The organism is Peribacillus sp. P4_B1, from assembly GCF_056402395.1.
Genome location: NZ_JBFUHM010000006.1, coordinates 109,005 through 130,831, shown reverse-complemented (window position 1 = coordinate 130,831; position 21,827 = coordinate 109,005). Strand labels below are relative to the sequence as shown.

At 39.6% G+C, this 21,827-nt stretch carries 26 protein-coding genes, 1 tRNA gene and 1 pseudogene; 16 read left to right on the top strand and 12 right to left on the bottom strand.

Annotated features, from left to right (window positions below; translation table 11 throughout):
- Positions 1-10 precede the first annotated feature (10 nt).
- Complete coding sequence (gene mgtE / locus AC1DVK_RS05370) at positions 11-1,351, top strand: magnesium transporter (RefSeq protein WP_477626010.1); 1,341 nt, start codon at positions 11-13, stop codon at positions 1,349-1,351.
- Positions 1,352-1,486: 135 nt separating this feature from the next.
- Positions 1,487-2,260, top strand: a complete 774-nt coding sequence (gene fabI, locus AC1DVK_RS05365) for an enoyl-ACP reductase FabI (RefSeq protein WP_477626002.1) — start codon at positions 1,487-1,489, stop codon at positions 2,258-2,260.
- 33 nt (positions 2,261-2,293) lie between these two features.
- Here the strand turns inward: fabI and AC1DVK_RS05360 are convergent, their stop codons facing one another.
- The 3 genes from AC1DVK_RS05360 to AC1DVK_RS05350 are packed head-to-tail and all read right to left on the bottom strand — an operon-like array spanning position 2,294 to position 6,094.
- Positions 2,294-3,481 (bottom strand): Ger(x)C family spore germination protein, encoded by a 1,188-nt coding sequence (locus AC1DVK_RS05360; protein ID WP_477626001.1) that lies wholly within the window; start codon positions 3,479-3,481, stop codon positions 2,294-2,296.
- On the bottom strand, positions 3,478-5,001 hold the full coding sequence (locus AC1DVK_RS05355; protein ID WP_477626000.1) for a spore germination protein: 1,524 nt from the start codon (positions 4,999-5,001) through the stop codon (positions 3,478-3,480). The genes AC1DVK_RS05360 and AC1DVK_RS05355 overlap by 4 nt, the downstream gene beginning before the upstream one ends.
- Positions 4,961-6,094, bottom strand: a complete 1,134-nt coding sequence (locus AC1DVK_RS05350) for a GerAB/ArcD/ProY family transporter (RefSeq protein ID WP_477625999.1) — start codon at positions 6,092-6,094, stop codon at positions 4,961-4,963. Before AC1DVK_RS05350 ends, AC1DVK_RS05355 begins: the two co-directional genes overlap by 41 nt.
- 211 nt (positions 6,095-6,305) lie before the next feature.
- On the opposite strand from AC1DVK_RS05350, the gene AC1DVK_RS05345 reads away from it, so the two are divergent.
- From AC1DVK_RS05345 to spoVIF, 9 genes are all read left to right on the top strand, one after another.
- Positions 6,306-6,626, top strand: coding sequence for a hypothetical protein (locus AC1DVK_RS05345; RefSeq protein ID WP_061462117.1), 321 nt, complete (start codon positions 6,306-6,308; stop codon positions 6,624-6,626).
- A gap of 11 nt (positions 6,627-6,637) precedes the next feature.
- Positions 6,638-7,222 carry a hypothetical protein gene (locus AC1DVK_RS05340; RefSeq protein WP_317778558.1) on the top strand — a complete coding sequence of 195 codons (585 nt, stop codon included), beginning with the start codon at positions 6,638-6,640 and terminating at the stop codon, positions 7,220-7,222.
- Positions 7,223-7,588: a DUF1360 domain-containing protein gene (locus tag AC1DVK_RS05335; RefSeq protein ID WP_089365066.1), complete on the top strand. Its 366-nt coding sequence runs from the start codon at positions 7,223-7,225 to the stop codon at positions 7,586-7,588. It abuts the gene before it with no gap.
- A 288-nt stretch (positions 7,589-7,876) separates the two neighbouring features.
- Complete coding sequence (locus AC1DVK_RS05330) at positions 7,877-8,374, top strand: sporulation protein (protein WP_477625998.1); 498 nt, start codon at positions 7,877-7,879, stop codon at positions 8,372-8,374.
- A gap of 18 nt (positions 8,375-8,392) precedes the next feature.
- Positions 8,393-8,863 (top strand): stage V sporulation protein AC, encoded by a 471-nt coding sequence (gene spoVAC, locus AC1DVK_RS05325; RefSeq protein WP_061462121.1) that lies wholly within the window; start codon positions 8,393-8,395, stop codon positions 8,861-8,863.
- A 3-nt stretch (positions 8,864-8,866) separates the two neighbouring features.
- Positions 8,867-9,892, top strand: coding sequence for a stage V sporulation protein AD (gene spoVAD, locus AC1DVK_RS05320; protein ID WP_477625997.1), 1,026 nt, complete (start codon positions 8,867-8,869; stop codon positions 9,890-9,892).
- A 16-nt stretch (positions 9,893-9,908) separates the two neighbouring features.
- A complete protein-coding gene (gene spoVAE / locus AC1DVK_RS05315; protein ID WP_061462123.1) occupies positions 9,909-10,265 on the top strand; it encodes a stage V sporulation protein AE in 357 nt (118 codons plus the stop codon).
- A 102-nt stretch (positions 10,266-10,367) separates the two neighbouring features.
- A complete protein-coding gene (locus AC1DVK_RS05310; protein WP_410860758.1) occupies positions 10,368-10,520 on the top strand; it encodes a YjcZ family sporulation protein in 153 nt (50 codons plus the stop codon).
- Between the two features lie 112 nt (positions 10,521-10,632).
- Positions 10,633-10,887 carry a sporulation-specific transcription regulator SpoVIF gene (gene spoVIF, locus AC1DVK_RS05305; RefSeq protein WP_061462124.1) on the top strand — a complete coding sequence of 85 codons (255 nt, stop codon included), beginning with the start codon at positions 10,633-10,635 and terminating at the stop codon, positions 10,885-10,887.
- Between the two features lie 83 nt (positions 10,888-10,970).
- Here spoVIF and AC1DVK_RS05300 read toward each other — a convergent pair.
- Positions 10,971-11,234: pseudogene (locus AC1DVK_RS05300) on the bottom strand (transposase); the annotation flags it as partial.
- A 344-nt stretch (positions 11,235-11,578) separates the two neighbouring features.
- The gene (locus AC1DVK_RS05295; RefSeq protein WP_089364807.1) at positions 11,579-13,852 is read right to left on the bottom strand and encodes an ATP-dependent helicase; all 2,274 of its coding nucleotides are present in this window, start codon (positions 13,850-13,852) and stop codon (positions 11,579-11,581) included.
- A 150-nt stretch (positions 13,853-14,002) separates the two neighbouring features.
- On the opposite strand from AC1DVK_RS05295, the gene AC1DVK_RS05290 reads away from it, so the two are divergent.
- Positions 14,003-14,299, top strand: coding sequence for a hypothetical protein (locus AC1DVK_RS05290; RefSeq protein WP_477625996.1), 297 nt, complete (start codon positions 14,003-14,005; stop codon positions 14,297-14,299).
- A gap of 55 nt (positions 14,300-14,354) precedes the next feature.
- Here AC1DVK_RS05290 and AC1DVK_RS05285 read toward each other — a convergent pair whose 3' ends face one another.
- The 5 genes from AC1DVK_RS05285 to AC1DVK_RS05265 form a co-directional block, all read right to left on the bottom strand.
- Positions 14,355-14,843: a spore coat protein gene (locus AC1DVK_RS05285; protein WP_061462127.1), complete on the bottom strand. Its 489-nt coding sequence runs from the start codon at positions 14,841-14,843 to the stop codon at positions 14,355-14,357.
- Positions 14,844-15,079: 236 nt separating this feature from the next.
- Positions 15,080-15,343, bottom strand: coding sequence for a hypothetical protein (locus AC1DVK_RS05280; RefSeq protein WP_061462128.1), 264 nt, complete (start codon positions 15,341-15,343; stop codon positions 15,080-15,082).
- 159 nt (positions 15,344-15,502) lie between these two features.
- The gene (locus AC1DVK_RS05275; RefSeq protein ID WP_061462129.1) at positions 15,503-15,931 is read right to left on the bottom strand and encodes a GNAT family N-acetyltransferase; all 429 of its coding nucleotides are present in this window, start codon (positions 15,929-15,931) and stop codon (positions 15,503-15,505) included.
- Between the two features lie 4 nt (positions 15,932-15,935).
- Positions 15,936-16,451 (bottom strand): YjcG family protein, encoded by a 516-nt coding sequence (locus tag AC1DVK_RS05270; RefSeq protein WP_089364809.1) that lies wholly within the window; start codon positions 16,449-16,451, stop codon positions 15,936-15,938.
- 90 nt (positions 16,452-16,541) lie between these two features.
- Positions 16,542-17,264, bottom strand: a complete 723-nt coding sequence (locus AC1DVK_RS05265; RefSeq protein WP_477625995.1) for an alpha/beta hydrolase — start codon at positions 17,262-17,264, stop codon at positions 16,542-16,544.
- A gap of 192 nt (positions 17,265-17,456) precedes the next feature.
- Between AC1DVK_RS05265 and AC1DVK_RS05260 the strand changes: the two genes are divergently transcribed.
- The gene (locus AC1DVK_RS05260; RefSeq protein ID WP_061462132.1) at positions 17,457-18,014 is read left to right on the top strand and encodes a phosphatidylglycerophosphatase A family protein; all 558 of its coding nucleotides are present in this window, start codon (positions 17,457-17,459) and stop codon (positions 18,012-18,014) included.
- 17 nt (positions 18,015-18,031) lie between these two features.
- On the opposite strand, the gene AC1DVK_RS05255 is transcribed toward AC1DVK_RS05260, so the two are convergent.
- A complete protein-coding gene (locus AC1DVK_RS05255; RefSeq protein ID WP_061462133.1) occupies positions 18,032-18,253 on the bottom strand; it encodes a hypothetical protein in 222 nt (73 codons plus the stop codon).
- A 215-nt stretch (positions 18,254-18,468) separates the two neighbouring features.
- Here AC1DVK_RS05255 and AC1DVK_RS05250 point away from each other — a divergent pair.
- The 3 genes from AC1DVK_RS05250 (at position 18,469) to AC1DVK_RS05240 (ending at position 20,879) form a co-directional block, all read left to right on the top strand.
- Positions 18,469-18,540, top strand: a tRNA-Val gene (locus tag AC1DVK_RS05250).
- Positions 18,541-19,506: 966 nt separating this feature from the next.
- Positions 19,507-20,244, top strand: a complete 738-nt coding sequence (gene truA / locus AC1DVK_RS05245) for a tRNA pseudouridine(38-40) synthase TruA (RefSeq protein WP_089364811.1) — start codon at positions 19,507-19,509, stop codon at positions 20,242-20,244.
- Between the two features lie 110 nt (positions 20,245-20,354).
- Positions 20,355-20,879 carry a type 1 glutamine amidotransferase domain-containing protein gene (locus tag AC1DVK_RS05240; protein WP_477625994.1) on the top strand — a complete coding sequence of 175 codons (525 nt, stop codon included), beginning with the start codon at positions 20,355-20,357 and terminating at the stop codon, positions 20,877-20,879.
- 110 nt (positions 20,880-20,989) lie between these two features.
- On the opposite strand, the gene AC1DVK_RS05235 is transcribed toward AC1DVK_RS05240, so the two are convergent.
- Positions 20,990-21,682, bottom strand: coding sequence for a YetF domain-containing protein (locus AC1DVK_RS05235; protein ID WP_477625993.1), 693 nt, complete (start codon positions 21,680-21,682; stop codon positions 20,990-20,992).
- Between the last annotated feature and the right edge of the window lie 145 nt (positions 21,683-21,827).

Genomic DNA, 21,827 nt, shown 5'->3' with positions numbered 1-21,827 from the left:
ACGTGTTCAAATGAATAACGGGCTTTTGCTTGAAGCGCTTAAAACGGAAAATCTGGATCAGTTCCGTACGGAGTTCCTTGAAATGCATCCATATGATCAAGCCCAATTTTATACAAGCTTGTCAGATGAATTCAGATCCGTCGTATATAGATATTTGTCACCGGAAGAAATGGCTGGCCTTTTTGAAAATATAGAAATAGATAAAGAGGATTTCGAAAGCCTGCTGGCTGAAATGAATCCTTCTTACGTAGCTGATATGCTTTCCCATATGTATGCAGATGACGCGGCTGACGTCCTAAATGAAATCAATGATGAGCAGGCCGTCAGCTATTTGACCATCATGGATGATGAAGCGGCAAGTGAAATCCAAGAGCTTCTAAACTATGAAGAGTATACAGCGGGAAGCATCATGACGACAGAGTTCATCGCCATTGAAGCAAACGAAACGGCTCGATCAGCCATGCAGATCTTAAAAAGGGAAGCTCCGCAAGCGGAGACGATATATTATGTGTTCGTTACCGATCAGGATAAGAAGCTTCTTGGTGTCTTATCGCTCAGGACATTGATCATAGCTGAAGAAGATGCTTTAATTGGTGATCTAATGGATGACCGGGTAGTATCCGTACCTGTATCTGAAGACCAGGAAGAGGTTGCGCGTAAAATAAGGGACTATAATTTCCTTGCCGTGCCAGTCGTCGATTTTCAAAACCATTTGTTAGGGATCATTACAGTTGATGATATCATTGATGTCATGGATGAAGAGGCATCCGATGATTATTCTAAATTAGCGGGTGTACCAGATCTCGATCATGTTGATAAGAGTCCCTTTTCTGCTGCAAAAAAACGGTTGCCATGGTTGATCATTCTCTTGTTCTTAGGCTTATTGACCGCTAGCCTTATTGGTCGTTTCGAGGAGACACTTAGCCAAAAAGCGATCCTGGCTGTATTTATTCCATTGATTGGCGGCATGGCTGGCAATACAGGAACACAAGCATTGGCCGTGGCGGTACGGGGAATTGCAACAGGGGAATTGGAGCAGGCAAGCAAGTGGAAGCTCGTCATACGGGAGGCGGGGACTGGCCTCATCACTGGCCTGACATGTGGAACAGCCATCATTTTCATTGTATATATTTGGCAAGGTGATCTAATGCTGGGTTTATTGGTTGGAATATCGATTTTCATTACATTAATAGTTGCCACACTCGCGGGATCGCTTGTACCGCTCCTCATGCATAAAATGAAGATTGACCCGGCGGTAGCCTCAGGACCATTCATTACAACTATCAATGACATTATCAGTGTTCTGATTTATTTTGGATTAGCTACATTATTCATGGGTTATTTACTATAAGTTAAAGCAGGCCTTTTGGGGAAGCGATATTCCAAGGGGACTTCAGAAAACGGTGTTTTTATCAGAGGAAATTTGGTATACTGTCATTAGTAGCAGGTACTAATAACTTGTATTAAAATTAGGAGGTCACATACGATGACTTTTTCATTAGAGGGAAAAACGTTTGTCATAATGGGTGTAGCGAATAAAAGAAGTATTGCATGGGGAGTTGCCCGTTCCTTACATAAGGCAGGTGCAAAGCTGATATTCACCTACGGAAAAGATCGTACAGAAAAAAGCGTTAGGGAACTATCTTCTACATTGGAAGGGAAGCCTTCCGCCATTATACAATGTGATGTAACGAAGGATGAAAGCATTGAAAAATGTTTTGCGACGATTAAGGAAGAAACAGGTATCATTCATGGCGTGGCACACAGTATCGCATTTGCCAAAAAGGAGGAACTTGACGGAGAGTTCCTCAACACGAGCCGTGAAGGGTTCTTGCTTGCCCATAATATCAGTTCTTTCTCTTTAACCGCTGTAGCTAAAGCTGCGAAAGAAATCATGCCGGAAGGTGGCAGCATTGTCACGATGACGTATCTTGGCGGTGAACGTGTCATGCCAAATTATAATGTAATGGGAGTGGCTAAGGCGTCACTTGAAGCCAATGTCCGTTACCTATCAAATGATCTTGGTAAAGATAACATTCGAGTGAATGCAATCTCAGCCGGCCCAATCCGTACGTTATCCGCTAAAGGTATCCGGGACTTCAATACAATCTTGAAGAAGATTGAAGAAGAAGCACCGCTCCGTCGTACAACGACTCCGGAAGAAGTAGGGGATACTGCGGTATTTTTATTAAGTGACATGTCCCGCGGAGTTACCGGGGAAAATATCCATGTGGATTCGGGTTATCATATAATCGGATGACAATAAAAAGGGGGCTTCTATGTCCCCCTTTTTTTATTGGTTTTCCCATCCTTTGTCTCTCTGCCCTTCAAAGATCGGTGTTAATCTGTGCTTTCCAGTATCTTGAATTTGCACATCAATTTGGATTGACCTGAGTGTGTCTTCCTCCAATGGAATTCTCCCGTTGGTTTCAACCTTCTTCCAAGCTTTAATATCCTTCCGATAGAGTTTTTCAGAAAGCCGGAAAAGGTCAATATCCCTTTTTTGTGTATATTGATAGGTTGTCTTTATTTCCTTTTTGATTGCACGTTTTATTTCTTTTTCATATTGATCACGTGTTGCCCCTTTTATCAACATTTCAACACTAGCTTTAACTTTCATCTTAATGTCAAAACGCACTTTTCCGTTTTTATCCACAAATGGTGTAATTTTATTTTTTTTATCATAAATGACAACAAATACGTCATTTTTCGTTTCTGGGAAAATGGTTAGGTTGTCCCGAACAAAATCTTTATTGAACCATCTTCCGCCATTCAACATCTTCTTTGGGAGAATTGCTTTGATTTTATTCTCTGAGATGATAGCGACTGTTTCCATTAATAAATCCTTCTTCTTTTTTTCCTGACTGTTCCATTGTTCTGTTAATTTAAGTTGTGGAATCGCCACTTGATGAGCAGGTTCATCAATATTAATAATTATCTCTCTTAAATTAATGGGCGGGATAAAAGAGCTTTGTTTATAATTATCATCTGGGTCACTTAATTTTGAAAAAGCCACGGAAACATTTTCGATAGGACTTATGAGCATCGCATCTTTAATTGAGTCTTTAGTCATGAAAAAGAAAATTCGGTAGCGTGTTTCGCGGTAGCGGTCTAAAAAATCAGCGGTATACTTAAGGCCGCCCGTTTTAATGGCTTCTTCCGAAAAAATCACAAAAGAGATGTGACCCCAGTAAACACGCCGGTCAGCCGTATGATACAAATTAAATATGGCTTCGTCCAATGTGCTTCCGGACGCCTTCCCAACATCAGCTGAGCTAAAGGAACTGGGGTCACCGCCTGCTTCGGATTTTGCTAACCCTCTCATGTTAATGATTTGAAGGTAGACAATGACCTTCCCGTTCTTGTAATCGATTCCTAAACCGTTTGCATAAATGAGACGTTCAGGTTCATTCGAATCCCAGCATCCTGACAGTATAGAAATACAACACGATAGGATGAGTATGTTTTTGATCTTTTTCATTTTTGTTCATCATCGCCTTTCCTCGTCGGATCTTTTGTAGAAAAGATGGGAGGGCGTCTTTTATCCAAAGAGGGAGGTATCTGAAAAAGAGTTTTAACGATATTGGACAGGCTTAAGTTGGCGGTCACTTCCATATAAGGAACACCCAATATTCGGATATTACTTACATATGCACAAAGAAACAGTGCTAACAGTATAAATGCGAAAAGTCCTAAAAAAGAAGCAGAAATAATGGCTAGGAGCCTTATTAAACTGATGACGCCATTGATGGATTGATTGACGAGTGTGTAAGTAGCGACAGCTGAACCAGCAATCACTACAAGCATGGCAGGGCTTGTCAAACCGGAACGAATGGCTGCATCCCCAATGATTAAAGCACCCAATACACTTAATGTCGGTCCGACTGAAGTGGGTAAACGCATCCCTGCTTCTTTGAACACTTCAAAAACGATCACCATGGTTATCGCTTCCAATGCGGTTGGTAATGGCAATCCCCTCCTTGATTCGACAACTGTGGCCAACAAAATCAGCGGGAGCTGATCCTGATGAAAGGTGGTTAATGCAACCCAAAATCCTGGCAGAAGGGCAGCGATAAAAATGCCAAATATTCGAAGGGCCCTTTCGAAGGAAGCATAAATGGACGTATACTCATGATCTTCAGATGCTTTTAACACAATAAATAGGTTGGTGGGTGTGATCATTGTGTAGGCTACACCATCAATCAGAATTAATAGTCTGCCTTTTAAAAGGCATTGCACGGCAAAATCCGGTTTACCGGTGTAGTCATGCCTTGGAAAGAGAAGAGAGGGCTGTCCTTCAATTAACCCCATAAATTGATTTCCTCCATATATCCCATCTATATCAATTGCTTCAATACTTTTAGTGATAGTTTGAACCATTTCAGGTTCAGAGATATCATCCATATATAAAAGGGCGACTTTAGTCAATGTTCGCCTTCCCACTTCGAAATATTTCACACTCAAGGAGTTTGTTCGCATTCGCTTTCGTATTAAAGCGACATTTATGGATAAATCTTCTATGAAATTATCTCTCGGCCCTTTTATCGTTACTTCTGTAGTTGTTTCCTCGGGAGTACGCTGCGGTCGATTAGCAATATTTGTAGACACCAGATAGTTGTATCCTTCAAAGTAAATCAATAATTTCCCAGAATAGATATCTGCGAACAACTCTTCCTTTGTGTTTACATCGGCAAGGTGAGGAAGATGAAGGGAGTCCTTTATGTCATCAATTTTTAAAGCTCCTCTTGGATGCTTTTCGAAAAATAAAGATAGCCTTTCAAATACAAGATTATTTAACAATTCAGTATCGATAAGACCGTCACATCCAATTAATGTGATTTTAATCGGAGACTCATCACGATATAAACTGCTTTGGAAGAATACATCTTCTGAATTATGAAAAATTCCTTTTATATCGTTTTCGCTTTTTATTATGAGATGTTCTGATTTTTCAATTTTACTATTCTGTTTGGACGGTTGCTTTTTCGTTTTTTTGAACATCGGATGAGGACCTCCTTTTTTTACGATTACTGAATAAAACAAAAATACTTAAAAGGATGGAAAACGCTAAAAAGAACCAGAATGTAACCGGCAAGACAATTGTTTTTATAATGTAATATAATATGACATCACTGAAACTGAATGAATTGGAAACGATAAGCATCACTGAATAGACAATGAGCAATATCGTTTTGTTCAGCGGTTTTTTTATCGATAGGACTTCAAGCGATAAAAACAGTAAAAAGGAGACTCGTATGAATGCCCCGGTTAACCATTGATAAATGGATAAGAAGTCAAGGTGTTCGATGAACCTTCCCAAGGTGACCAATCCCCATTGCTCAAATGCAGGGTACTTTTGTCTTGAAGCTTCAAGCGGACCGAATTCGGTAATGGAGCCAATAAGGGGCCCAAGGATAAGCCAAGTAAGGATAATGGTATTCAATGCAAATACCTTATATTTTATTTTCCCATGAACTTTTTGTTGCATGAAAAGTATGGCAATCAACTCAATAAGCCCTGACAAAGGATAGATCATCCCAGAGAAAACAGGAGACCAGCCATGTTCAAGGATCGGTTGCAAAAGTGAATAATTTTTAAATTGAATATTTGCGATTGCCACAAAAAACCCAAACAGGATTACGGCAAATAATACGAATGTATTGGTAATAGCAATCGTTTGGATGTTTGTTGAGGCAAGGAAAAAGCAAAATCCCGTAAAAAGGATTATTTCAAAAATCGGTGGAGTTACGGGCAAGTAGGATACTTTTGTCCATACAACCATCTCTTTCAACGAAACTGCAGCTAATGAAGCGAAACAAATACTTATGACAATGGATAACATTCTGCCTGGCGCTTTACCAATATTCGTTTCCACCCATACAAATATGTTGGTCTGACCGGTGGATTTATGGATGTAAAATAAAAGTAAACACCAAATCATTATCAATCCAAAAGCAAGTAAAACGGAAATCCATCCATCCCGTTTTGCGCTTGGCAGTAAGTGCGGGAGGATCGTTACATGATTTTTCAAGCCGACAGCCGTCATCATGATTAAAGATAGTTGTACGGTTGAAATCTTTCCATTTTTTTTCATCTTCATTTACTCCTTTTAACATATCATTATCTTTAGTTTTCTCCATTAATCCCCAACATATCCAAAATTGGTTACCGTCATTATTTAACAACTCCAGCATAAAAAAGGGTGAATTTCATATAAATGATACATAGAGTAGATATTAAACTGTTTGTGAGAATCAGTATAAACCTGCTTTCAACCCTATTCGTGAAAAAGAAGGAGGGGCATCATGGACGTGAAGAAAGTTGACCTGCCTTGTGCTGTTGGAAAACAAAACATACACAATATGCTGAAGAGACATACGAATTTGAATTTGGATGAAAAAAAATTCAGCACTTCATATACTGCCGAGGAATTGGTGGAGCTATTGTCCCGACTCCCTGCCTTTGCACCTAAGCCTGTTTGTAAATTCATCATCAATGACCGCACACTGTTTGGAAAATTGGAACATAAGAAAGAATCCAGTCTGTTCATAAGGCATAAATTCGGGAAAAAGGTTGTTCAATACCATATGAAACAGCTGCAGTCTGTGGATATTCTGAAATATTAAGGAGGATTTTCATGTCAGAGAATAATGGCGATAAGGAATCCAAACCATTGTTATATGTAGATCAGGCAAAAATCTCCGATCTGCGAGGGAATATGCAAAGTGATTTTCGAACAAAAAAAGAAACACCGCAAGAAAACGTTGAGCCGGTTCTTCAGGAAGACGGGCATAAAGAAGAAAAAATCGAAAAGATCAAACGCGAATTTGGTGTTTATGATGTCATGAAGGAAATTGAAACAGAGATTACGGGTATAAGGAAAATTACCGAACAATATGTCCCAGAACAAACTCCAGTTGAACACATGGAAAATCCTGAACAATCAGAACAGGAAACCGAAAAGCCAGTTAAGAAAAAAAGAAAGAAAGTGGAGAAAAGGGAATCTTCCGGGGACATCATTTCCCGACTATCCAATCATCAAGGTTTTCCAAAGCCATTATGTGAGGCTGTTATTAACGGAGAAACGCTTCAGTTTCAGGTGTTGGGAATGAAGGGGGAATCAGTGAAGATTAAAAGAGGGAACCATATTCGTTTCGTAGGTCTACCGGATATTATTGATGCCAAAATAATTGGAGAATCCAAGAAGAAGGAGCAATATTGAATGATTCTCCCGGAAAATGAGTTCACCTTATTTCTAATAATAGGCTTGGCTTCTTTCAGGCTGACACGCTTGATCGTATTCGATAAAATCATGGAACCGATACGCCGCCCCTTTTTTAAAGAGATAGAGGAAAAAGATGAAGAAGGAGATGTGGAAATATTTTTAATGCCCAAAGAAAAGGGCCTGCTTGGCTGGGGTGGGCAACTGCTTAGCTGTTTTTGGTGTGTTGGTGTATGGGTCAGCCTTTTACTGGTACTCCTTTATATACAACATTGGTTTATAGGCTACGTACTGATTCTAACCCTTGCAGTAGCGGCAGTGGGCGCGATAATTGAGGTCATAATCAGCAGAATTATGGACATTTGATTGGAAACAACTTGTCTCTTCGCTCATATAGTAAGTTATAGACATTAAGGAGGAGTCATGAATTGAATAAGAAACAGAGTCCGTGGGCTTATGCCAAACCGATGAAAAAAGATCAGCCGGTCAAAATCAAGAAGGACTGTGGCTGTAACAATAAAAACAAAGGATATTAAGTAAAAAAAAAAAACCTTTCCAATTCGGAGAGGTTTTTTTTATTTCCTAATCCTACCATTCATAAAAACCAGTGAAACAAGAAAATAATAATAGGACGATAAATTAGGATGTGATTCTATGTTCAGACAAGGAAGATATTTTAAGGGCAAATGGCTGTTTGTTATGTTTGTTTTGTGTTTGCTTACTGCCTGCAGCAGTCAGGGTGACAGAAAAACAGAGAATTTAGCATTGATTAAACGTACGAATCCTGAACCGATGGACATCATTAATGGGATGGATGAAAAGGATGAAAAGGGACTGATCTCAAAGGTCAAGGAAACCGTTGCTAACGAAGACGCCATCTATGATGTGATCGTCGTGAAAAATGGCAAAAAGATTATCGTCGCATATAAGGTTAAGCACTTAAAACGTTTTCATATGAAGAAAATTGAAAAAACTGTGACTGGAAATCTTGAAAAGCAGTTTCCCAAATATAGTTTTATCGTTTCGAGCGATTATAAAATCTTTTTGGAATCTGTAAGATTGAACGAGTTACTCAAGGAAAAAGATGTTCCCGAGAAAAAGGCGAAAAGGAAGTTCAAGGAGATTGAAGGACTTCAAAAAGAATTAATTTAGAAAGGGAGGTTCAGCACTATGAGCGGCAAGGAGAAAACTACCCCACAACAGGATGCATATAAAGAGCTCCAAGGGAAGCATGAAATTAAAAGGCCGATAGTGAAGAATTGTTTGAAAGCCTTTTTAGTAGGTGGCATTTTCTGCATAGTGGGACAAGCCATTTCTTACTTCTATATTTACTTTTTTAACTTTACGGAACAGACAGCAGGTAGTCCAACAACTGCTACCATGGTATTTCTGGCTCTTCTAATGACCGGCTTCGGGTTTTACGACCGCATTGGACAGTTCGGTGGGGCAGGAAGTGCCGTTCCTGTTACAGGGTTCGGTAACGCAGTCATTTCGGCGGCTATCGAACATCGGACTGAAGGATTTGTCCTTGGTGTTGGAGCCAATATGTTTAAATTGGCTGGATCGGTTATTTTATTTGGAGTATTTTCAGCCTTTGTCGTGGCGTTGATAAAAACGATTTATCAAATGATAGGGGGCTAAGCGATGTTAAAGGGAAAACAAACATGGATGTTCACCAATAAACCGGTCATCTTGGAAACTGGAGTAACAGGTGGGCCCTTCGAGGCAAATGGAGAAATCGCCGGTGATTTTGATATCCTATACGATGATTTGTGGATGGAACAGGATTCTTATGAGAAGGCTCACCGCCATTTGATGGAGAAAGCGGTTGAGCTTGCACTGGAGAAAGGTAAGATTGACAAGGAGCAGGTACAATTTTTCTTGGCGGGTGATTTAATCAATCAGGTTACACCCACAAGTTTTGCAGCCAGAACCAACGGCATTCCATACTTCGGCTTGTTTGGTGCCTGTTCCACCTCAATGGAAGGTCTCGCTCTAGCTGCCTTCATTACCAATTATGGCGGGGCTAACTATGTGTTGACAGGCGCCTCGAGCCATAATGCAGCTGTTGAAAAGCAATTTCGCTATCCAACTGAATATGGAGGGCAAAAACCTCCGACAGCTCAATGGACGATAACAGGAGCAGGGGTGGCACTGGTAGCTCCTAATGGAAGCATTCAAGGGGAATTTCCCCATATCGTCTCGGCCACCATCGGAAAGGTCATTGACATGGGATTGAAAGATCCCTTCAATATGGGGGGAGCGATGGCCCCGGCCGCTATCGATACAATTCTTGCCCATTTCAAAGATACTGGTCTGACCCCGGATGATTATGATTACATCATTACTGGTGATTTGGGGAAAATAGGCAGAGGGACAGCCATTGACTTATTAAAACAAAAGGGCTGCGATATCAATCAGGAAAAATTCAAAGATTGCGGATTGATGATTTTTAAAAAGGATCAGCCTGCTTTGGCAGGCGGGAGTGGTGCGGGATGTTCGGCTGTGGTTTTATATGGCCATATACTAAATGAAATGATTTCTGGTAAATATAAAAGAATCCTGCTTGTTGCAACAGGAGCATTATTGTCACCGCTATCCGTCCAGCAAAAAGATTCCATTCCGTGCATTGCCCATGCGGTAGCCATTGAATATGGGATGAAATCATGAAAAAGGAGAGATTTGGATGTTAGCAATGTTTTTTTGGGCCTTTGTCATCGGTGGCTTGATATGTGTAGTCGGCCAGCTTCTTTTCGATGTTGGCAAGCTGACACCAGCACATACGTTAAGCCTGTTCGTTGTAATAGGAGCTGTTCTTGGCGGGTTTGAATTATACGAACCGCTTGTTGACTTTGCCGGTGCTGGAGCAACCATACCAATCGTTTCGTTTGGGAATTCGCTCGTGAACGGGGCAATGATGGAATCGGAAAAACACGGTCTCGTTGGCGTACTGACAGGTATGTTTGAAATTACGAGTTCCGGTATCTCTGCAGCTATCATCTTTGGATTTATCGGGGCGTTAGTTTTCAGACCAAAAGGTTAAAATAACGGAAATAGGCAGCCTGGACTAGGACATGGCCTATACATATTTGTCCAGACCTACATATGTTATCAGTAAGCTTTAGCGAAAGCGAGGTGATTTAGTATGTTTGGTTTCGGTGGCTACGGTTGTGGCAACAGCTGTTATGGCTATGGAGGCGGTTATGGCGGAGGCTATGGTTACGGCGGTTCTAGTTTCGCGATAATCGTTGTCTTGTTTATCCTATTAATCATTGTAGGGGCTTCTTTCTGCTGCTAACGTAAATGGAATAGGCAGAAGAAGCCTATTCCATTTATTTTTATTTGTGAGGGCCTAGCACCATTTTTCTGTTAATACATAGGATAGGTACAGAAAAGGGAGGGGCTTAGGTATGGATAATAACTTTTTTAAAAACATAGAAGGTAAAACGGGCGTAAATATGAAAGATGTATTAGAGTTGGCAAACTCTCTACAGGGAGCCAATTTCAAAGATGAAACAACAGTTAGAAGCGTCATCAAGCGCGTTTCAAAAATAGCAAATAAGCCGGTCAATAAGGAAACGGAAGATAAGATCGTCCATTCCATTGTATCTGAAGGGAATAAACTGGATTTCGGGACCATTTCCAATATGATAAATAAAAAGTGAAAAAAAGGCCTTAAAGTGCAGGCCTCAGTTTGTCGACAAAAGGGGTTAGGAATTAACATTCCGAACCCCTTTTGAAATTCCTAAGCCATATTAGTTTCAACTTCTTCAATCGTTTTACGCATGGAACGAATACCGAAGGTATATTGAATGAAAGTCAGTTTAACTAAAATAACTGGATCAATACTTGGGCGTCCTACCTCTGAATACATATCTTTCATCAAGTCATAAATGAAAGTGAAGTCAATGGCAGCCTCCATTTTACAAACCAAATGGTTCGGTGGCACCAGTTGATCTAAAGTAATCATTTCAAGTTGATCTCGCTGAATAGAATCATGTTTAGAAAGCATCCTCATCACCTCAAGTTTTAATACTTTTATTTTAAAACAAAAATGACTCCAGGCAAAAGTGTTCCATCTAAAAGGCAAGACAAAGTTGATTGGAGCGGGTGTTCGAGACTCCTGCGGGAAAAGCGCGTCTAGGGGAGACACCAAAGGCGAAAGCCGAGGAGGCTCCCCGACCGCCCGCGGAAAGCGAGTGCCCTACGTTCTAATCAACGTTCGAATTTTTAAAACCCTCAAAAAAAAACTGTAGACAAACTCGATTTTCATCGAGTTTGTCTACAGTCTGAGGCCTGCTAAAGTACAGGCCTTTCCCATTTCGTATTTCAAAGAGAGATATTATTCACTTTTGGTCAAAGCTTCAAGAAACGTGATGGATAAGCGGTCCGTCCCCGTCTAGTTTGCAGAATGGAAAGGTAAAGATCCTTTTTAGCCCGGGTTGCTGCAACATAGAGCAAACGTCTTTCTTCTTCAAGAGGGGCCAGCTCCCCTTTTCGGTATGATTCAAGTGCGAAATCATGAGGAATGCTGCCATCGACAGCAGCAAGGACATATACGGTTTGATATTCAAGCCCTTTGGAACGATGTATGGTGGTAAGCTGTATGGCATCCTTAAAGTGTTTCGATAGCTGTTTAATCTCTTGGACCATCGCAGTCATATGATCGACATGTTCAATGAAAGCGGCGACGGTTGGAAAACGATTTGCCGCCACCTTTAGGTCGCGGATGTCATCGGATCCTTTTTCTAGGTTCGCATCATTACCGCGTTTTTTTACATATTCCTGGTATCCTAAATCTTTCTCGATGATCTCTAACGCTACGAGTGGCGACATAATTTTTAAAGACCGAATCTGTCCCGGAATCGTTTTTAATTTTCGTTCTTGAAAAGCATGTCCTGTCTTAACAAAAGCAAATGCATCGATAAAATCACAATCCTGCAGTATTGTCATTGCTTTTAACTCCTGTAATATACTTTGCTTTAAAAATAAGGAGGAAAGGACATCAGATGCTGCCTTGCTATCATGGGGAAACAAACTCAGGCGCATAAAGGCAAGCATGCCGCGAATGACCCTGCGCTGATAAAACGAATCTGCATCCTTTTCAATGACAAATGGCAGGTTTGAAGCGGCTAGCCGTTCAAAAATGGCCCTGGACATCGTGTGTGTCCTATACAAAACTGCAAAGTCCCCAGGGTTTGCTCCCTTGGATATTTTTTCTTGGATGTCGGATACGATCATCGTTGCTTCCAATTCCTCATCATAAGGATAAAATAATACAGGGGGATTACCAGAATCATGCTGTGCTGTCATCTTTTTTTCCATCCGGTTCTGGTTGCGCTTGATCAAGCGGTTCGCTGTAGCGACAATTTCATGAGAAGAGCGATAATTCTCGGTCAGCTTTACCACTTGGGATCTAGGGAAATCATGATTGAAATTCAGAATATACTTCGGATCGCTTCCGCGGAAAGAATAAATGGATTGATCATCATCCCCAACCGCACATACATTTTTTGATTCAGCAGAGAGGAGTTTTATCAATTCATATTGGACTTTATTGATATCCTGAAACTCATCAACCAAAAAATAGTTAAATCTTTGCTGATATTTCTTCAAAAAATCCGGGTGGTTTTTTAAAAATACATAACAGCCTACAAGCATATCATCAAAATCATATTTTCCTGTTTGCTGTTTATATTCTTCATATTTCTTATATAAAAATAAACAGGATTTCTCCCACTCGTCAGTCGGTTTAATATCTTCTGGAAAGGCCAAGGAATTTTTCCAAAGCCCAATTTGTTGAAGAGCTTGATCATATGCAAATTCCTTATCATCAAGTTCCAATTCCCTGCCAGCCTGTTTCAATATCTTTTCTTTTTCCCATTCCCACTTCAATAGGAAATCGCGCTGCCATTTGGATGGTTCGTGAAAAATCAGGATTTTATAAAAGATGCTATGAAAGGTCCCGCTAACTATTTGAGAAACAAGGGAAGGCGTCATATAGGGATAGCCGAGCAGACGCTGCTGCATTTCCTTTGCAGATTTTGCCGTGAATGTTACAAGCATGATACTTTTTGGATCAATCTTCTTCACTGTGAGCATATAGGCAGTACGTACCGTTAATACCCGGGTTTTCCCACTGCCGGCTCCTGATAGGACGAGAATTGGTCCATCGATGGTCATTACCGCTTTGAGTTGATCTGCATCTAGAACAACCCCGGATGAGGATAGTTCCTGAAAGTATGGTTCCTCTGATTGTTCCAGGGCAGAAGGTTTATCTGAATACTTCGGATTGCCAGTTATGGTCCGGCTCTTAAGGAAGGGTTCCGTAATGGTTTTTGTTTCTGTAATGGTTCGAGATGTAGGAATCCTAAATCCATTCTGTTCCATATATTCTAATGGTCTGTCCTCATTTATCGGTTCTGAATTTGGCATTTCGCAGTGAGCCTGCGATGGGTCACTATGATAAAAATAGGGTGTCTCATGGATTCCAATAAATAATTTCACTGGTTTATGACAAATGATACAAGAAAGCTGATCACGTTTTCCTTTTTCAAAAAGTGTCTGCAGCTCACCAGCTGAAACGGTATGTAAATGTACGATTTCATTGCCAGATTTTGCTTGATTCATATAAATGGATACCTCTAATCTATTAAAAATATCGGCAATACTCATCATACCAGAAGATTAGGAAAAAAGAATGCGGAAATAGTGTTTAAATCTCATTCCAGACGGGTATTTAAATGACAACATAACTATGTAAATAAAGGTGGGATTCCTATGGGATACATAGCACCTGTTACACAATTTGATTTTATTCAATATGCCAACCGGACGGTCGGACCTGAAGAGAAAGTAAGAATTGTCAAAGGAACGAAACCCATTCAACCGATCCGCTTTGATCAAGTGTTGGAAGAGGAAATGGGAAGCTTTGAAGGATTCAATCAAGTTCAATATCATAATCGGGAAAGGACGAATGGAGCAGGTGCTAATAAAAATCAAATGGACATGTGGGTTAGTGAAGAATTTACGGCTGAAATGACAGCAAAAGGGTGGTATTTCAACGAAAGTGTCTAGTTTTGCAAAGAAAAACAAAAGAGGACACGTGAAGTGTCCTTTTTGTGTTGATCTCTTAGAGAACGTCAATTTCCACGATTAGAGCTAACAATAATTGTAGTAAAAGTTGAATGTTAAGAGCGATTTGTGCATCAGTTGTTACAACGTCGATATCACGGCTGTTTTCAACAATTGTTTTTTGGCGCGTGATTTGTTTAACATTAGAAGATTGGATTAATTCTTGGGTAATCCTATCAGCATTATCATTATCTGCAACGGAAATGCTTACGATGATCGCAATAGCTGCTTGTAGAGCGGATTGTAGAGAAAGAGCCGCTTTAACATCTGTTGAAGTGATATTTACATTACAGGAATCTTTAATGTAAATTAGTTCTTCGGAAAGTTGAACCTGAGAATTGTCTTGTCTTGCCTCTTGTTCGATCGAGTCGTCTTCGTTATTGCAGAATCCTGTCAGGGGGTGGTGTGAAGCGGAATCTAGGGCTGACCATGATCTTTCAGAGTCTTCATGAGTGTTACAGTTGCTACGATATACATTTTGGTTCATGTTGTTTTTTCCTCCTTAGGTTTTATTCCCTATTAAAATATGCTTTGATGGTTAATCGGGTTGGACGAATAAATCAGTTAATTCGTCTATTTTTTAATACTTAGTGAAAGTATTAGTGTGTGGGGGGATGAATGATAAAAGAAGCTGGAGCTTCAGGAATGAAATGTAAGTGCTGCTATGTTCTCTGTTACTTATTTCTCCCCAGCAAGTAGGGTTTGATTAGGTGAAATGGTGAATCATTTATCTTTGGAATCCGTGAATTTGTTGTGAATGGAATTTGTAATTGGATTAACATCTTTTTCCGTGATGTTCTTGTCTTGGTTTATGATTTTTTGCGATTGCTCTTGTAAATAGCGAATGGTTTCTCTAAGGTTATTTCTTTCTTTTTCAGTTAGATCGACTTTTTCCTTTTTGAAACCATGTTTTCTCATAGTCCTCGAAACCAGCAGTTCCATTAATCTTTTTTGAGACTCCTCCAGGTTAAATTCATTGTTGCCCATAAAATTTTCCCTCCTTCTTGCTTTCTATATATAGTCTATGTATTTTTGCGGAGATTGCCATTGAACAGAAATGGTTTTTTTATAAAACGATAATTTAAGATCATGAACAAACAAAAAAACGCTGTCCAATCAGAAAACTGAAAGGACAGCGTTTTTATATCATAAAATGGTCTTCGTCATCGTTTTATGAGGAATGCCAGCATCCATGAATTCGTCGGAAACGATCTCATATCCTAACTTTGAATAAAAAGGAATCGCGTGCACCTGGGCATCAAGCTTTAATTGAGGTACTTCCCGTTCGCTTGCGTATTCCTCAATAGCGTTCATGATCATGGCACCGGCACCATTCTTTCGGCCCGATGATAGTACACAAATGCGCTGGACTTTACCAATGTTGTCGATGACCCTGAAGCGCCCGGCACCTATTGGCTGATCCTGATCATCATATAAAACGAAATGTGCAGACTCTTCTTCATATTCATCGATCTCTTCTTCAAGAGGGACTTTTTGTTCTTGGACGAATACTTTTTTTCGAATCATATAAGCATTTTCAAGCTCTTGGCTGTTCTCTGCAATTTTTACAAACACGAAATCATTCAGCTCCTAATCTAAATGTTTCATAAACGGTCCATGCCCCATCTTCAAGCTGATACAGCAAGTGAACTCGTTTCACCTCTTCTTCATGGCTAACGTCAAGCATGCTTAATTGGCCTAAAACATCAGAATGCTCATTATCGGATAAATCTTGAGCGATGGTAATATGCGGGACGAATGCATGTTCATTTTCACTTTTCATGAATTCCTCATTATTAAGTGCATCATGCAGCTCTTGAAGCCCTTCGGATAATTCCACTTTGAAATAAATAGTATTGCTTACGGGTTGGAAGGACTTCGCTTTCGTTACGTTCATCGTAAAAGGACTGCACTTTTGAGCAATGCCTTTTAATTGTTCCGCGATCGTCGAAATTTCCATATCCGTCGCTTCGAATGTTGGTTTAAGCGTTAAATGCGGTGGAATGAAAGCATATTTCGTATCATACCTTTTTCGATAGGAGTTAGCTAAATCTTGAAGTTTTTTTGAAGGGAAAATTGCAACACCATATTTCATAAATAAAACCTCCTGATATTTTTTTATTGTTGTATTATAGTTGGACATGTTTTTCTTGAAACCATCTCAAAAGAGATGATTACGAGTAAGTTAGAACATTTCCAATAGTGCTCTTTTTAAATCTGCCTGCCAATATTTCCAGGTATGATTACCTTCAAATTCTTCATAGAAGCATGGAAATCCTTTTTGGTTTAATAATTTATGCAATTCCCTGTTGGGTTCTATGAAGTTTGACCTGTTGCCATCAGTCGTCGGAACATCAGTTTCCCCAGTCCCGATCACATGGTAAAGTTCGAGGAGATGCGGATCCTCAAAATTACGTACAGCATCCATTACTGCTTCATTGGCAAGTGGCGACTGCATGATGCATTTCCCGAATGTATGGGGATACTTTAGTGCGGCCAATAAAGAAACTGTACCACCAAGAGAGTCACCTATCAAAGCTCGACCATGTCCCATTTGATAGGTCGGAAATTCATCATCTAAAAACGGGACAAGTTCATGGGCAAGAAAACGTATGTATGCAATGTGCTGTTCCCCGTCCGGATGATATTTGCTCCTGCGGTCAAAGCGGTCTTTATAGGGAATGCCGACAACGATGATATTCTCGATCTCTTCGTTCCCTAATAGTTCATCGGCTACGCGACCAATTCGGCCCATTTGAAAATAATCACGGCCATCCTGAGCAATCACAAGCGAATATTTATACAGTGGCGAAAAATTAGCAGGCAAGTAAACAAGTAGTTCCAACTCTTCTGCTAAAGCTTCGCTTTTAAACATGTACTCTTTAATTGTGCCTTTGCGTAAACTCATTTTCCCGCACCTCGATGATAATTAATAATGAAAAACAACTTACTTGACTATTTTAGCATAGCCTAGCGATTTTTTCCTGTGAGAAGAATTTAGAATAGAATATTTTCATTATATTTTCTAAAAATTTAAATTATAAGGTGCTATAATACTAGCATATAGGAAAATAATACAATAAAAGAGGTGGCGAATAAAATGGCAGATGTACAAGTACACAGCAGGGAAGTAACAAAGGCGGCTAAACGAACATTAATAGAGCGTGGTGTAAGTGTGGAGGCAATTGCAAAAATCGTTTTTGAATTGCAGTTCCCGTATAAAGCTGATCTTAAGCTGGAGGAATGCATCCACAGCGTCGAGCGTGTCCTGTTAAAAAGGGAAATTCAACATGCCATTTTAGTCGGTGTGGAGCTGGATAGACTGGCAGAGCAAAAAAAGCTATCAGAGCCCCTGCAATCGATTGTTGAATCTGATGAAGGGTTATTCGGAGTGGATGAAACGATTGCCTTTGGTGCAGTACTCGGTTACGGAAGCATTGCTGTAACGACCTTTGGCCATTTGGATAAAAATAAAATAGGCGTCATTCACGAACTCGATAAGAAGCAAGAAGGAATCGTGCATACCTTCCTGGATGATATCGTTGCAAGTATTGCCGCGAGTGCCGCCTCAAGGTTAGCTCATCGTCTGAGAGATGAAGAAGAATCGTTAACTGAACAGGAAAAGGACATTCAGGAAGAAGAAGAGTTGATCGGTTGAATCTTGTCGACCAATTTTCATCCCGACCTATCAAACCTGGCCTTAATGAGGCGGGCAGAAAGGATATTGTCCATTTTAAATGTCCGTTTTGTCTGCCTTAGAAAACAGAATGCGTGAAAATTGCCTGGATAAATTTCAAGCACCTGGATTTTCCGCTGCGTAATCTTTCCTTGTTCGGAGAGATAAATTATCTCTAATGGAGCGTTTTCTTCCATATGTTTTCGAAGTATATATTTCATTCCTTGTCACTCCTTTGCTGACTTACTTGCAATCATTATATGCGAACGTACGTTTCTTATGCAAGTGAAAAGGGAACGCCAGTTCTTGTTTTGCGGATAGGCAATAAAAAATAAGATGAAAATAAAACTTTTTTAATATAATGCGTTGACTTTTTAACAAAAAAACATATAATAAATTATGTGCTTAAGTATTTTACTAATCAGTTATTACATACGACTTGTTAGCTCAGTGGGAGAGCACTTCCTTGACAGGGAAGGGGTCGTGGGTTCGAATCCCTCACAGGTCATCCGAACGGCGAAAGCATTGCTAAGCAATGTTCTTGCCGTTTTTTATTTTAAATCAACGACTGTATGATGGGTTCAAGGTAAACACCATAGAATGCCTAAAAACCACTTCACGCTAAAATATGTGAGGTGGTTTTTTTGCTTTTAAATTTCGAATTCAAGAATTTCATGAAGAGAAAGCACTTAAGTAACATTCAATTATGCTAGGTTTACTGTGAAGAAAATGAATTTGTAAATGTTAAGATGTTACTGCTAACATCAGTTTCTTTTCCTTGTATTGCAGTATGGATTTTCCAAAGGGCATTTCTATTACAGTATCGAGTATGCTGGACATATAATTTGAAAGTTGTTAAGCATTACTATACTCAGGTAGTCATCTCTAAGGAATAAAGACGCAAAAACTTTTGAATGACTCGTTCGTTGCATGACGTTAGCCTCTTTGGTAGACTATGCAGAAGTACATTTGACTTTGGCTAGGATTTACTATGGAACGGCATAGAGCTTCCCATTTTCAGGTTTCGTTTGGGACATCTCACTTTAGTAGGAGAATAGAAAGGGATACAGCTTTATAAAAAGAAATAACCCATGAATCACACATACATTTTCCATATGTGGAGTGTGTGTCAAATCAGTTTTAAAAGTGTAACCCAATCATACAGGGTCCCGATGCTAACTCTAATTTCGTGGGGATCTTTTTCATGTCTATCCTTTTTCTATCTTTTCCTTCTCTCCTCTCCCAAAAAAGTAAGAATTCTTTAATTTAACTCGAACGGCAGGGGGCAGTGAAACTTCTAAGGAATAATTTTTGGATGTACAAAAATACATTACAAAAATAAAAACTTAACAATTTGATGTGTTTCTAAGAAGAAACCATCTTTTCTCATAAAGCAGGGGTTGTATGTGGGCTTGTAATTTATCAAGAATTTTCTGTTTAGATGACTATACAGGAATAATATAAGGAGGAAGCAATGAACAATTATAAATTGACCATTCAATATGATGGCGGGCGTTATAGAGGCTGGCAACGACTCGGTAATAGTGATGATACGATTCAAGGGAAAATTGAAAATGTATTAACGGAAATGGTAGGGGAAAAAATTGAAATCATCGGATGCAGCAGAACGGATGCCGGTGTACATGCCCTTGCCCAAATAGCCAATTTTAAGATCGGTGAAAATCTGACTGAAGTTGAAATCATGAATTATTTGAATAGATATTTACCACGGGATATCAGCATTGTCGAGGTTAGGCTAGTTCCTGAACGTTTTCATGCCCGTTATAATGCTAAGGATAAAACCTATTTGTATAAGATCTGGAACGAGCAATATACAAATCCTTTCATGCGAAAGTACAGTATGCATGTAGAGGAAAAGCTGAATATCACAAGAATGAAAAATGCATGTCAACATTTTATAGGTGAACATGATTTCACTGCTTTTTCAAATGCAAAGTCTAAGAAAAAGTCCATGGTGCGTGAAATATATTCCATTGATATAGAAGAAAATGCCGGTTTTATCGAAATTGCAGTGCGAGGCGATGGATTTCTTTATAATATGGTTAGAAAGATTGTCGGGACGTTGATAGAAGTTGGGTTGGGTGAAATAGATGCTGAAAATATACCAAGTATTTTAGAGTCAAAAGAAAGAATCCAAACGGGTCGTATGGCGGAGGCAGCTGGTTTGTACTTGGTAAAGGTTGATTTTTAGGCCGGATGTTGATGCATCGGTAATTGTATGTTAAGTGTACAGGCAGTAGAAAAAGGGAAGTAATAGGGAAGAATGGTAAAGCGGAAAGTACGAAAGAAGGAGAGATTTTCATGAGATTAGCAGGAAAGAAAATAATCTGTCTTGTGCACCATGATTTTGAAGATTTAGAGCTCTGGTATCCGATTTTACGTTTAAAAGAAGAAGGGGCGATTGTTCACCTCGCTGGTGAAAGGGCGAATGAAACATACATTGGAAAATATGGTGTACCAGCCATTTCTGATTATGAGTATGGCAGTATCAATGCTAGAGAATATGATGCCATTCTTGTACCGGGCGGTTGGGCACCCGACAAAATTCGCCGGTTTCCTGAAGTGTTATCGCTCCTTCAAAGCATGGAAGAAAATAAAAAAACCATTGGGCAAATTTGTCACGCTGGTTGGGTGTTGATATCCGCGAAAATTTTACAGGGGAAGAATGTAACGAGTACACCTGGCATTAAAGATGATATGGAAAACGCAGGGGCAACTTGGATAGATGAGCCCGTCGTCGTAGATGGAAACCTTGTGTCAAGCAGACGTCCACCTGATCTGCCGGATTATTTAAGAGAATTGATAAACGTGATTGAAAAGGGTTAAATCCATAGTACGGTGAAAAAGTGGTTTTTCCTTCTGGAAAAACCACTTTTTCTTTCCATACCCGAATTTATTTTTAATACTGATTATGATACTTACTGAAATGCTAAAGATCATTCCCTTGATTGATCCTTAAACAAGTCAATAGACAAATTTCCTTTTGTCCCTACGACAGCATAAGAGATGTCAATAACAGAAAGGTTTCTTTTTCTAAGTTCAGCCATTAACCATTCGTCATCGTAGGTTTGTTTGGATAAGTTTTCGTATAGGATCTTCCCATCATAGACCATCTCTATCGGTATAGTTCCAGCTGAGGACCGTATAGCCAAATCCTGTTTGGTGGTATTTTGGTATTTTGTTTTTTTTAATACAGAAAGGGAGCCATTTATCTCTAATATGGCACACTCCACTTCATCAAAATGGAAGATATCCTTGCCCCGCAAAGCCTGTTTAAGAGAATCCAGTGAATACCCCATTCGCTGCATGGACTCCTCAAGAATCTGTCCTTTCTGAATTAAGGCAACAGGTTCTCCAGCAATCCATTTTCCGAAGCGCGGATTTCGAACCGCTACAAGATTCAGTATAAAAACGACGGCACCCATAATAATCATTGCAAGGATAAAATACAAGAATTTAATTTTAATATTGAATGCTAGATTGCCTGCAATTGTCCCCATCGTAATTGAAGCGATATAAAGGTGATAGGTCCTTTGGGCAATCGTCTGTTTACCGAGCAGATGGACAAATACCCATAATAAAATAAAAGCTGTAAAGGTTCGAAAGATGATTTCAACAGATCCTGGCATGACTATTTCTCCCTTTTAAAAATCCCGACAGTTCGTTTGTCATAGTATGTTCTTACAGCAAGCCCATTATTCTGTAATTTGGGTGCGAAAGTTGAAGAAGAATTAAGTTTTTTAGGGTCGTGGCCATATTTTAAATATTCCATAA